This is a genomic window from Pseudoalteromonas sp. SR45-6, from assembly GCF_014163545.1.
GTDB classification, from domain to species: domain Bacteria; phylum Pseudomonadota; class Gammaproteobacteria; order Enterobacterales; family Alteromonadaceae; genus Pseudoalteromonas; species Pseudoalteromonas rhizosphaerae.
This window is the reverse complement of record NZ_JACJDM010000006.1, coordinates 143,180-155,219: the sequence shown is the minus strand read 5'-3', so window position 1 is coordinate 155,219 and position 12,040 is coordinate 143,180. Positions and strand designations below refer to the sequence as shown.

Below are 12,040 nucleotides of genomic sequence, written 5' to 3'. Positions count from 1 at the left end.
TCTCTGGTAAAATAACTTTTTTGTTTGTTAAGCTAATTATTTGTTATGAAATCAACACCATTAAAATCAAAACTACACCCTCGAAATCGCCATAACGAAGGCTATGATTTAGACTACCTAAGTATTCAAGTGCCCACTTTAAAACCATATATCGTGCTTACTCCCAATGGTACTAAAAGTATTGATTTTAGTGATAACAAAGCAGTAAAAACGCTTAATCAAGCACTTTTGCAAGCGTACTATAACGTTGATTTTTGGGATATACCTGAACACAACCTTTGCCCACCGATTCCAGGACGCGTTGATTACATTCACTACTTGGCCGATTTACTAGCAAACGATAATCAAGGCGTTATACCTCAAGGCAGACAAGTTAAAGTGCTGGATATAGGTACTGGTGCGAACATAATTTACCCGTTACTAGCAAGCCATGAATATAACTGGAGCGTCACAGGCTCAGATATAGATCCGAGCGCTGTAAAATTAGCCAAACAAATCGTACAATTTAATAATCGCAAAATTACCGTCAAGCTACAAAAGCAGTCGCAGCATATTTTTCAGGGGGTAATAAATGCAAAAGAGCTTTTTCATATTACATTGTGTAACCCTCCTTTTCATGCCAGTGAACAACAAGCGGCTCAAAGTAGCGAGCGGAAATGGAAAAACTTAGGCAAAGCCCCTAAATCGGCTTTAAATTTTGGCGGGCAACATAATGAGCTTTGGTGTGAAGGTGGCGAAGCGCAATTCATTTGTACCATGATCGATGAAAGTGCCCTATTTGCTGAGCAGTGTATGTGGTTTACCTCTTTAGTTTCAAAAAAAGAAAACTTAGCCACGTTACAAGCACAATTAAAAACACACCCTGTGGCTGAAGTTAAAATCATTGAAATGGCGCAAGGGCAAAAAGTGAGTCGCTTTATTGCGTGGAGTTATTTTGATCAACAAACTCGCCAAGAGATCAGCCAGCAATTTACACAACCGGAGATATCATGATTGATTTTCGTTCTGATACTGTCACTAAGCCCTGCGCTAAAATGCGCGAAATTATGTTCAATGCCCCTTTAGGTGATGATGTATATGGTGATGATCCCAGTATTAATAAATTAGAAAGCGTTGCAGCACAGCGTCATGGCTTTGCCAGTGCATTGTTTTGTAGCTCCGGCACCCAAGCAAACTTATTAGCGTTAATGGCTCATTGCGAACGTGGTGATGAATATATTTGCGGGCAAAATGCACACAATTATAAATTTGAAGGCGGTGGCGCGGCAGTGCTTGGATCAATCCAACCGCAACCTATCGAGAATGAAAATGATGGCAGCCTCTGCTTTGACAAAATACGCGCCGCTATCAAACCCAAAGACTTTCACTTTGCTAATACCCGCTTACTCAGTTTAGAAAACACCATTGGCGGTAAAGTGCTGCCATTAAGTTATTTAGCCCAAGCGCGTGAGTTCACTCACAGCCATCAATTAGCACTGCATTTGGATGGTGCTCGCGTTTATAACGCTGCGGTTGCGCTTGAGGTAGATATTACCGAGATAACTAAACACTTTGACTCCGTGTCTATTTGCTTATCAAAAGGCTTAGGCGCACCAGTCGGCTCATTACTACTTGGCTCTGTTGAGCTGATCAATAAAGCAAGGCGTTGGCGTAAAGTACTTGGCGGCGCTATGCGCCAAGCTGGTATGCTGGCAGCCGCTGGCCACTATGCACTTGAGCACAATGTTAGCCGTTTAGCCGACGATCACAGCAATGCGCGTTACTTAGCGCAGCAGCTCAGTGCCATTGAAGGCTTTAACGTTGACTTGTCGCGCGATACAACCAATATGGTCTATGCAAATGTTGCTGATAGTGTTGATATTAATGCCATTGCACAGCAACTAAAAGCACAAGGGATAGTATTCAGCCCAAGCAAAACTTTGCGTTTAGTAACTCATTTACAGATCACTCGAGCCGATATTGATCAATTTATAGCAGCGTTAACTTCGGCGCTGCATGTTTAACGCAGCTTTATAGTGTTTGCGGCACACCGACACATAACGGTCGTTGCCGCCAATTTCCACTTGATTACCATCGGCAATCGCTTTGCCTTGCTCATCCGTACGCAATACATGGTTCGCTTTGCGACCGCAATGACACACCGTTTTAAGTTCAACCAGTTTATCAGCCCACGCTAGTAAGTACTGCGAGCCGCTAAATAACTCGCCTCTAAAGTCATTACGCAAGCCATAGCACAACACCGGAATGCCTAATTCATCCACCACATCGGTCAGTTGCATTACTTGCTGACGTGATAAAAATTGACATTCATCCACCAGCACACAATGACGTTTTTGTTCACTATTAAGCTGTTTGATCAGTTCAAAAACATCTTTGTCAGCATCAAAAATATGTGCATCAGCTTGTAAACCAATTCGAGAAGATACCTTACCAACACCAGCACGATCATCCAATGCAGCCGTTAAAATAACGGGCTCCATGCCGCGTTCGCGATAGTTAAATGCCGATTGTAAAAGCGTGGTAGATTTACCTGCGTTCATTGCAGAATAATAAAAGTACAGCTGAGCCATGAAAATGCCTACCCTGAAAAAAGTGCGCTAATGCTACCTTAATCTTGATTGAACATCACCTTTTTTACCCGTGTTATAGAACTATAACTCAACGGTGCCTGCTACTGACGACCCTAGCTTCGTGATTAGTTTTATCTAAATATTCAACATACAGCTTGGCATTATCTTGTGCAGCGATGGTTTGCCAAATACGTTGACTAAGCGCCTTATGCTGTTGATAAAACTGCTTAGAGAAAAGCAAATAGCCTTGGGCTTTTTCAAGTGGAGGATAAATGGCTTGTACTTGGGCTGTTTTATACCGGAAGTTTGATACTTTCCGATCGCCAACTTGGCACACGTCAAGCGTAGCATCAACGACTCCACGGTCGATCAACTCAACGGCTTTTTCGACTGAGGAAGTATGTTGAACAAAAAAAGGCTCTTGATGTAATACCTTGCCTAAGTCATAACCGTTCGCAATAGCTAATGTAAAAGCCCTGGTCTGAAATACTTCGCGGCTTTGCCATTGCTGGTGAAATTTTTTTCCGCCGATGAGACAACTGCCAAATTCACTCACTGCAAAACGCGGATCCAGTTGCTGAGTTCCATCCATTGGGTATTGGGCAAATTCAGTTCGTTCAGGTCGATAGGTAGCAATAACCGCATTCACTTTATTTGTACGCAGATCATTTAAACAACTTAGCCAAGCTTTACGCTGATAACGAATAGACAGTTGTGAAAGTGTATTATCAAGATTTTGTAGGATTTCTAGCGATGCTTCTGGTTGAGTACCTAACATTTCATTGCTTTGCGCTAAAAACATCGGCGCGACAGTTTTATCTTCATAACAAAAAATTAGTTCAGTTGAGTTAGCAATTGCCGCTGTTGATAGCAAACTACACCCGCTACTGAGTACCAATAACGCCAATAAATTATCCCTAACACGTTTATTTTGTTTCATTTTATCTTGCTCCCTAGACGTTTCATCTAAAGTGTAGACCGAAAAAATGAATTGTTTAGTAACTAAACCAAAAAATTTAGATGATCCCTTCGTGCTCAAGTAACCACTGCTTGCGCTCTAGCCCACCCGCATAGCCGGTCAATTTACCATTGGCACCAATAATACGGTGACACGGCACAATAATACTGATTGGGTTTTTACCATTAGCAGCCCCCACTGCGCGAACTGCCTTGGGATTATTGAGTGCATGAGCAATATCTGAATAACTCTGTGTTTGTCCAAATGGCACCGCGGTGAGCGCTTGCCATACCGCTTGTTGAAAAGCAGTGCCATGGGTGGCTAGAGTGACATCAAAGGTTGTTCGCTTGCCTGCAAAGTAGTCATTAAGCTGCGCAGCACAATTTAAAATATGTGGCTGCTCAACATCTGAAAATGGGGTTTCTGAGCACTCTATAACTGGATAAAAGCCCACATAACTGACCCCGTGTTGGTTACCTTGAATAATAATCTCATCAATTGGGCTGGGTATGCGGGTTTGGATAATAGTCATGTTAGCTGCTGCCATAGTTGAAAGGTTAAATAGGAGCGAAATGGCGCGCACATCTCATCATTAAATGGTTTTGCCCCCGCTTGGGCTTTCTTTACGCCTAAATCTCCCGCTAATAAAATATCGGGCTGACTTTGGCCGCGTAATTTTGCATAGTTTACTGTCCAAGGTCCAATCCCTTTGAGTGGCAGCCATTGATCAAGCTGATGACAATCAGGGTTATCGGCGCAAAACTGCGCTAAATTACGCAGCGCATTCTTTCTCGCTTGAGGCATTTTAAAAAATGCCAGCTCACTGTTTGCCACTACCTCAGGGGTTGGAAAATACACTCGCTCGCCATCTTGTTCGCCCAGTTCATCCACCAGCTGAGTCACTAAGTTATGCGCGGCAGTTACACTTACTTGTTGGCCAAGTACCGCACGAATACCAGCCTCAAATACCGACCAAATACCCGGTAACCGCAATCCTTGGGTTAACACAATTGCCCCTTGAAGTTGAGTTGCTAGGTGTTGTTCGATTTGCGCAGTATCGGCATCTAAATCGAGCACCCTGCGAATTTCACTTAAAATAGGCTGTAAAAAGCGCGGCTGATCAATATCAATGCTGACTAAAAAGTGATGTTTGTGCTCTACAAACTCAGCCGTAAACTGACCTTGGCAATGCTGATTTTTAAAGCTGCGACCATAATATGTCTCGCCAAGCCACTCAAGAGGTGAAATTAACCGCTTAGCTAAAAATTGCTGTAACGCAGTCCAATTATAAGGGGGCCGAAAAGGTAATTTAAGCGTCAACATCGCACGTGTTGTGCTGCGCTCACCACGCATTTTTGACGGGCAAATATGTAACTGCTGTAAAAACGCATCATTAAAGCGACGAATACTATTAAAGCCCGCTGCAAAAGCAACTTGAGATACCGATAAATTAGTTTCTTGCAGCAGTTTTTTAGCAAAATGACATTGATTAAATAACCGATACTGAGTTACTGAGATACCAAAATGTTGCTGAAATAACTGCCTTAAATAGCGGCTACTCACGCCGAGTCGCTCAGCTAACTGTTCACAGCTTTGTTGCGTTGTTAAGTCACTGTCTATCAGCTGTTTGGCTCGCAGCGCTGTGGTTTTTGTTCCTTGCCATGCGCTACTTCCAGGGGCGCTATCTGGACGACAACGAATGCACGGGCGAAATCCAGCCTGGGCAGCATTGTGCGCATATTGAAAGTACTCTACGTTTTGCTCTTTTGCAGTAGGGGCAGGACAAATTGGCCGACAATAAATACCGGTGCTTTTAACACCGATGAAAAAGAGTCCATCAAAACGATGGTCGCGGCTTTGTCTGGCAAGTTGCCAATGGCTAGTATCCATAAGGTGCTCTTAACTATACATCTGCTAATAGAGTACGTGAAAAAACACAGTTTACTAGCCATTTTCGGCACTCAACCTTTATTCGCTGATTGATTTACTGGTAGCAGCTAAATAACGACGCTCCACTTCAACCCAATTAATAACATTATAAAATGCTGCGATATACTCCGGGCGGCGGTTTTGGTATTTCAGATAATAGGCGTGCTCCCACACATCTAAACCTAAAATCGGCGTGTTGCCGTGCATTAATGGACTATCTTGATTTAAACTACTTTCCACCACAAGCTGGTTATCTTTATTAACACTTAGCCACGCCCAGCCACTGCCGAAGCGACTAACAGCTGCCGCTGTAAATGACTCTTTAAAGTTATCAAAGCCGCCAAGCTGCTCTGTGATCGCATCTAATAAGCTCCCTTTTGGCTGATCCCCACCATTGGGGCTCATTACTGTCCAAAACAATGAATGGTTTGCATGTCCGCCACCATGCTCTTGCACTACTTTTTGCAGCTCAGTTGGCAACGTGTCAATCTTTGCGAGTAACTCATGTACATCAGTATCACTATACTGGGTATTTTCAAGTGCCGCATTGGCTTTATTGATATATGTTTGATGATGCAAAGTATGGTGGATCTCCATAGTTTTAGCATCTAAATGTGGCTCTAACGCATCGTACTCATATGGTAATGGGGGTAATGTAAACGCCATAATTGTTCCTTGTCGGATTAAGATAAGTGATCAATGCACAGTGGCAGTTTGATCTGGGGTGTAACTTAACGTCTGATTGATTTGTTCTATTAATTGCGGGTAATGACTGTGCAATTTGGCAAACTGTACTAACTCTGTGTAGGTTTTGTGATGATGGTGCACAACCACTGTACGCACCGTATCGCATGGATGCTGGAGCAAATGACTTAAACTTATATGCACATCACACAAACACTGACACGCTTGCTCTGCTTGGTTCATGGCTCGATATGTATCCGCTAAATTATGAGCGGCAACAACGAATGCGGGGCAGCAATGTTCAATTGCGCTAATAACTGACTGGCATATTTTTGCTTGGCTAAATTGGCTTAATAAACGAGCTGAGAGGGTGTGTGCTGTCGTGTATTTATCGCGAGCTTCAATTAAAGCACCGCGTTCAAACGCTGTATTTCCAGCAATGATGTTGGCTTGCCAAGGACTTAATACTTGCTCAACCTGAGACAATTTATTGCTGCTGTGAAACTGTGGGTGTGACATAAAAATCACCTGCACAAAATTAAATGATGTGATTAATTTACACAGTCAAACAACTTAATGCAAATGATTTTTATTTATATTACGTATTTTTATTTCTCGGCAAAATCAATTAATGCTTGTCCTGTAAGCCGATAAATGATCCACTCATTTTGTGGCTCTGCCCCCATACTATTGTAAAAATCGATCGCAGGTTGATTCCAGTCAAGTACCACCCATTCAAAACGGCCACAATCTTTTGCGATAGCTTGGCGTGCCAAATGTTGCATAATCAGTTTACCCGCACCATTACCTCGGCTATCTGGGCTGACATATAAGTCTTCAAGGTACAAGCCATTCTTGCCAAGCCAAGTCGAATAATTGTAAAAGTACACCGCAAAGCCAATTGGCGTATCGCCTTCAAAACAAATCAAACTATGCGCTGTTGCACCTTCACTAAACAGGGTTTTTAAAATCGCCTGTTCATCGGTTTTAACCGCATCGGGCTCTTTTTCATAAATTGCCAATTCGGTAATAAAATGCAAAATAGTAGCAGCATCCGAAGGCTGCGCATCTCTTAAGGTAATCGTTTTTTGGTCTGTCATAAGCTCTCTTATTTATTACTGCATTGTTTAATACTGATCTAGTTTATCTTTTAATATTTGTAGTTGAATTGGTTTAGCCAAGTAGTCATCCATTCCAGACGCTAAACACAGCTGTTTGTCTTCATCCATTGCATTGGCTGTGAGTGCAATAATTGTGATCTGTTGATGTTTAGCACCCGCCTCACCGGCACGAATTGCGCGAGTAGCGTCAAATCCATCCAGCACCGGCATTTGGCAGTCCATGAGCACTAAATTAAAGTGTTCTGCAGGTACTTTCGCTAAAATATCAAGGGCTTGCTGACCATTCTCCGCTAGCGTCACGGTAAAATTCAGTTTACTTAACATTAGTTTAGATACTTGCTGGTTAATCGGATTGTCTTCAACCAATAAAATATGGCTATTTGCTCTATGCTGATCACTACGCAGTGAGGATATATAACTTGATGTCACTAAAGGTAAATCGGCGCTACCACCATGAGCGATCACCGCCATGGCACTGATCAAATCAGCCGTAGTGATAGGTTTTGGAAAATACGCTTGGAACCCTGCATCGCTAAAACGTTGTACTCCTTCCATGCCAGCGATACTGGTCATCATTACTAATGGCATTGCTTTAAAATCATCATCGGCTTTTAATTTTCGACACAGTGCTAAGCCATCCATTCCTGGCATTTGCATATCCAACACGGCAATATCATACAAATTAAGTTTATCTGCAAGGCGCTTTTTACATAACTGCAAGGCTTGTGCTGCATTACAAGCAAGCTCAACTTTTGCACCCCAATGAGCAAGCTGTTGGCTTATCACAATCCGATTGGTTTCGTTATCATCAACCACCAATATAGTGAGCTTGGTCATATCTATGGTCGGTATACTACGCTCAGTGTCACTTCCCGCCTCTAGCATCACTGTCGCGGTAAACTCACAACCATGCCCTACCTCACTGACTAACGTTACTTCTCCACCCATTAACTCACACAATTGTTTACTAATCGCCAAACCTAATCCAGTGCCGCCATATTCACGCGTAGTCGAGGCATCTACTTGCGAAAATGGGCTGAATAAATCTTCTTGCTTGGTTAGATCAATTCCGATGCCAGAGTCTTTTACACAAATACTGAGCTGATATTGTTGTTCAATAGGAGTTACTGATGCGCGGATCACTACTTCACCTTGCGCAGTAAACTTAACAGCGTTACTCAGTAAATTGGTCAGCACTTGGCGAATACGCCCCGGATCGCCTTTAAATTGCACCGGTGTCACAGCCACTAAATCAATAATGATTTCGATATCTTTATCTTGCGCCGCAAGGGCTTGAGATTCCGCCACCTCTCCGAGTAAATTACAGACATTGAAGTTGATACTTTCTAGCTCGATTTTACCGGCTTCAACTTTCGAAAAATCTAAAATATCATTGATCACCGACAATAAAGAATGCGCGCTATTTTTTGCTATCGCGACTTTCGTTCGCACCGGCTTGGTCAACGCTTCAAGTTCGATCAGCTCAAGCATACCCAACACCCCATTCATTGGGGTACGAATTTCATGACTCATGGTTGCTAAAAATTGACTTTTTGCTGTTGCAGCAGCATTGGCTTTGACTAATGCAATTTTCAGCTCTTGGGCGGTTTGCTTACGCCTTTGCGACATTAACACGCTGCCCACTAAGGTCGCTAAAGAGCGTAAATAGGTTTCTTCATTTTGGCTCCAACAGCGATAGCTACCGACACTTTCCGCACAGAGCACTCCTAATATACCCTCACCGGTAGATATAACGGCATCGAGCATCGAATTAATATTTAATGGTGTTGTGTAAGTGTCAATCAATTCGGCGGTTGCAGGATGGCTATTAACATCATTAATTGCCACTAAACCTTGTGCAAATATTGCTTTGTAATAAGCGGGAAATTCACTCGCTTTAAGCACTAAAGGCTGCTCAACAAAACCTTGATCATCGATAAATAAACTCACGCACGTCATTTCATCGCTAGCTTCATCAAACACCCACACTGCTGAGCGTTGCACATCAAGTACATCACACATTGACTGCGTCACTAAATTTTTTACTACATCGAAATTACCTGCCAATAACTCAGGTGAGACGGTTAAACTCGCTAGGTTTTTATTATATTGGTTGGCTTTTTTACTCTCTAATTCGAGATGTTTATAAGTATCAATATTTTGAAATGAACCATACACACGCACGCAACGTTCATTTTTAAATTCAACTTGCCCTATCGACTTAACCCACCTTTCATTGCCTAACGCTGTGACAAGGATTAACTCAATTTCCCAGCTATTACCATTAATAACTGCATCTTCAAACAGTTCGCTAATTTTATCACGATGTTCACCTTGCTTATAAAAATCAAGAGCTTGCCCTATTACTGGCTGGTAGTCGTCAGCGACTTCATGAATTGCTTTGACTTCATCGGACCAATACATTGTCTGTGCTTCTAAATCCACTTCCCAGGCACCAATTTGGCCTTGTTTACTCATTGCTTCAAGTAAACTTTGTTGGCGATAAAGTGTCGATTGAGTATGATAACGCTCGGTTATATCATGAATAAAACCATCTAAATACAATACGTTGCCAGCCTGATCATACACTGCTTGACCTTTTTCATGTACCCAATGAATACAGCCATCAGAAGCGACCAAACGGTATTCTAATGACCATGGCTGACGAGCATCAATATCGACTCTCACTTTCTCAGCCACGCTAGCAACATCATCCGGGTGAATTAATTCAACAAAGCTAAGCTTATGATTATCAACTAAATCATTTGGTTCATAGCCGGTAATAACTTTTGTTTGTTCACTCAGGTAGAGCATGCTCCATTGGGCATCGTATTTACATCGATACACAATGCCTGGAATATTGCCGACCAGAGACACAAATCGGTCGCGACTCAATTGTAATTGTGCTTCTGTTTCTTTTCGCTCTGTAATATCAAGGTGAGTACCTATCATTCGTTTTGCAGAGCCATCACTATTGCGCTCAACGATACGTCCTGTGGTCAGTACCCACACCCAATGTCCGAGACGATGCAACATACGAACTTCGCAGACATAATAATCGCTCTCACCCGCAAAATGCTGCTCTAAAAGCTGCCCTGAAGTAACAAGATCATCTGGATGAGTATATTTGTTCCATGTATTAAAATCAGTTGGTTGTAGTTCTTCCAATTTATAACCGATAATACTCGCCCAGCGGTTATTAAAGTATGCTTTGCCAGTATCTACATACCAGTCCCAAATCCCTACTGCAGTGCTGTCCAACACTAATTGTAATTGTGTTTTGTGTTGTTCGAGTTCAAATTCTTGTAGTTTTAATGCTGTGATGTCGGTGCGAATAGCGATATAACTTTGGGGCTTGCCCTGTTCATCTAAAAAAGGCGCAACTGTAGTATCGACCCAATAAAAGTCACCATTTTTTGCTCGATTACAGATTTGCGCATGCCATACATTGCCTGCGGTTACGGCTTTATACATGTCCTTAAAAAAATCTTTAGGATGAGTCCCAGAGTTTAAAATACGGTGGTTTTTTCCTAACAATTCACTTTCGCTGTAACCGCTGATCTCACAAAATTTCTTATTAACAAAGGTGATCGTGCCCTTGATATCGGTCACAGCAACAATTGCATGTTCATCAAGTGCACTTTTTTGTTCCGCTAACTGTTTTAAGGCAAGCTGAAGCGCTGTGCTTTGATGCTCTAGCCGTTCTTGCTGTTGTACCTTACTACTGACTAAGTGTTCTAGATCAATCGACAGCTGATGTAATTCACTACTGTCTTCCAGAATAGGAATATTGTTGCGCTCACCTCGGGTTATTTCAGCGCTGGCATTGGCAAGGCTAATGAACGGGCGAGATAAACGTCGTCCAAACCACCACGATAGAATTAAGATCACTAAAAATGCAAAAGCATTAGCAACCACAGCTGCAAACTTATAGTCACTGGCACCTTGCAACATAACGGCTGCAGGCTTTTCAACCAATAGCTGCCAGCCTGTGGCGTTTGCAAAATTCAAGTCCGTTAAAATGGCATAGTGTAATGTGTCATCTATTTTTCGATAGGTAAAAACCTGTTCAGTATTTGCCACATTAGTAAAATAATCAGCTTTTGGTAATACACTCGGGTGCAATTGGGCACCTTTGATTTCACCTGCTTTCACAATAAAGAAAGTTAGTCCCTCATTATTATTATGAATATGTTCTAAATTATCGAGCAAGCCTTGAAAATTTATATTCGCTAATACTATTGCATAAAGTCCGCGTTGCTCGTCTATCATAGGTAACGCCACAAAATGATGTGTTTCAGCCCCCATTGAAGATATAAATACACTTTTTTGCCCTTGCTCAATAGCCGCTAGCATCGCAATTAACTGATCACGATTTAAGGCTGAAAACGCACTGTTATTAACTGGGTTTGGGGTATTTGAGGGGTCGAAGATAATATGAATTTCATTGACAAAATCATATCGATCAACAAACTCATCAATCAGTAGCCGTTTATTTAGCTGGCTATGACTTAGTTGATCATTTAATAGATATAGGTCTTTAATGTGATCTGCAAACCAAATATTCGCAAATTGCTTACCAATACTGCTTAATTCACCAAGTTCAGTTTGGGCGCTTTTTTCAAGGGAGTTGCTTACATGTTGAAGACTAAACCAAGACATTAAAAATAATGGTGCTAGCGCAATGACAATAAAAGTAACAATCAGTTTCGTCCGTATAGATTGGCTTTTATTTTTTAACAGGCCATTCAGCATTGTATTTCCATAATCAACTTTTT

General features: G+C 42.0%; 10 protein-coding genes. 2 read left to right on the top strand and 8 right to left on the bottom strand.

The window, feature by feature from the left end:
• Window positions 1-45 precede the first annotated feature (45 nt).
• Both rlmF and ltaE read left to right on the top strand, forming a co-directional pair.
• Complete coding sequence (gene rlmF, locus H5158_RS04965) at window positions 46-993, top strand: 23S rRNA (adenine(1618)-N(6))-methyltransferase RlmF (protein WP_182717825.1); 948 nt, start codon at window positions 46-48, stop codon at window positions 991-993.
• A complete protein-coding gene (ltaE, locus tag H5158_RS04960) occupies window positions 990-2,003 on the top strand; it encodes a low-specificity L-threonine aldolase (protein ID WP_182739587.1) in 1,014 nt (337 codons plus the stop codon). Before rlmF ends, ltaE begins: the two co-directional genes overlap by 4 nt.
• On the opposite strand, the gene H5158_RS04955 is transcribed toward ltaE, so the two are convergent.
• From H5158_RS04955 to H5158_RS04920, 8 genes are all read right to left on the bottom strand, one after another.
• Window positions 1,980-2,570, bottom strand: coding sequence for a thymidine kinase (locus H5158_RS04955; RefSeq protein ID WP_145236208.1), 591 nt, complete (start codon window positions 2,568-2,570; stop codon window positions 1,980-1,982). The two genes, ltaE and H5158_RS04955, sit on opposite strands and share 24 nt — an antisense overlap.
• 88 nt (window positions 2,571-2,658) lie before the next feature.
• Window positions 2,659-3,510, bottom strand: coding sequence for an amino acid ABC transporter substrate-binding protein (locus H5158_RS04950; protein WP_246175464.1), 852 nt, complete (start codon window positions 3,508-3,510; stop codon window positions 2,659-2,661).
• Window positions 3,511-3,586: 76 nt separating this feature from the next.
• Window positions 3,587-4,060: a methylated-DNA--[protein]-cysteine S-methyltransferase gene (locus tag H5158_RS04945; RefSeq protein ID WP_149980090.1), complete on the bottom strand. Its 474-nt coding sequence runs from the start codon at window positions 4,058-4,060 to the stop codon at window positions 3,587-3,589.
• Window positions 4,057-5,418 carry a DNA-3-methyladenine glycosylase 2 family protein gene (locus tag H5158_RS04940; RefSeq protein ID WP_149980089.1) on the bottom strand — a complete coding sequence of 454 codons (1,362 nt, stop codon included), beginning with the start codon at window positions 5,416-5,418 and terminating at the stop codon, window positions 4,057-4,059. Before H5158_RS04940 ends, H5158_RS04945 begins: the two co-directional genes overlap by 4 nt.
• Before the next feature lie 78 nt (window positions 5,419-5,496).
• A complete protein-coding gene (locus H5158_RS04935) occupies window positions 5,497-6,123 on the bottom strand; it encodes a superoxide dismutase (RefSeq protein ID WP_182739586.1) in 627 nt (208 codons plus the stop codon).
• A gap of 30 nt (window positions 6,124-6,153) precedes the next feature.
• Entirely contained in the window at window positions 6,154-6,660 is a 507-nt protein-coding gene (locus tag H5158_RS04930; RefSeq protein WP_182717821.1) for a hypothetical protein, read from the bottom strand.
• 89 nt (window positions 6,661-6,749) lie between these two features.
• Window positions 6,750-7,241, bottom strand: coding sequence for a GNAT family N-acetyltransferase (locus H5158_RS04925; protein WP_149980086.1), 492 nt, complete (start codon window positions 7,239-7,241; stop codon window positions 6,750-6,752).
• A 27-nt stretch (window positions 7,242-7,268) separates the two neighbouring features.
• The gene (locus tag H5158_RS04920; RefSeq protein WP_182739585.1) at window positions 7,269-12,017 is read right to left on the bottom strand and encodes a PAS domain-containing protein; all 4,749 of its coding nucleotides are present in this window, start codon (window positions 12,015-12,017) and stop codon (window positions 7,269-7,271) included.
• Between the last annotated feature and the right edge of the window lie 23 nt (window positions 12,018-12,040).

Coding starts and splice junctions, on each gene's coding strand:
- rlmF (WP_182717825.1), top strand. CDS start 46: ATGAAATCAACACCATTAAAATCAAAACTACACCCTCGAAATCGCCAT.
- ltaE (WP_182739587.1), top strand. CDS start 990: ATGATTGATTTTCGTTCTGATACTGTCACTAAGCCCTGCGCTAAAATG.
- H5158_RS04955 (WP_145236208.1), bottom strand. CDS start 2,570: ATGGCTCAGCTGTACTTTTATTATTCTGCAATGAACGCAGGTAAATCT.
- H5158_RS04950 (WP_246175464.1), bottom strand. CDS start 3,510: ATGAAACAAAATAAACGTGTTAGGGATAATTTATTGGCGTTATTGGTA.
- H5158_RS04945 (WP_149980090.1), bottom strand. CDS start 4,060: ATGACTATTATCCAAACCCGCATACCCAGCCCAATTGATGAGATTATT.
- H5158_RS04940 (WP_149980089.1), bottom strand. CDS start 5,418: ATGGATACTAGCCATTGGCAACTTGCCAGACAAAGCCGCGACCATCGT.
- H5158_RS04935 (WP_182739586.1), bottom strand. CDS start 6,123: ATGGCGTTTACATTACCCCCATTACCATATGAGTACGATGCGTTAGAG.
- H5158_RS04930 (WP_182717821.1), bottom strand. CDS start 6,660: ATGTCACACCCACAGTTTCACAGCAGCAATAAATTGTCTCAGGTTGAG.
- H5158_RS04925 (WP_149980086.1), bottom strand. CDS start 7,241: ATGACAGACCAAAAAACGATTACCTTAAGAGATGCGCAGCCTTCGGAT.
- H5158_RS04920 (WP_182739585.1), bottom strand. CDS start 12,017: ATGCTGAATGGCCTGTTAAAAAATAAAAGCCAATCTATACGGACGAAA.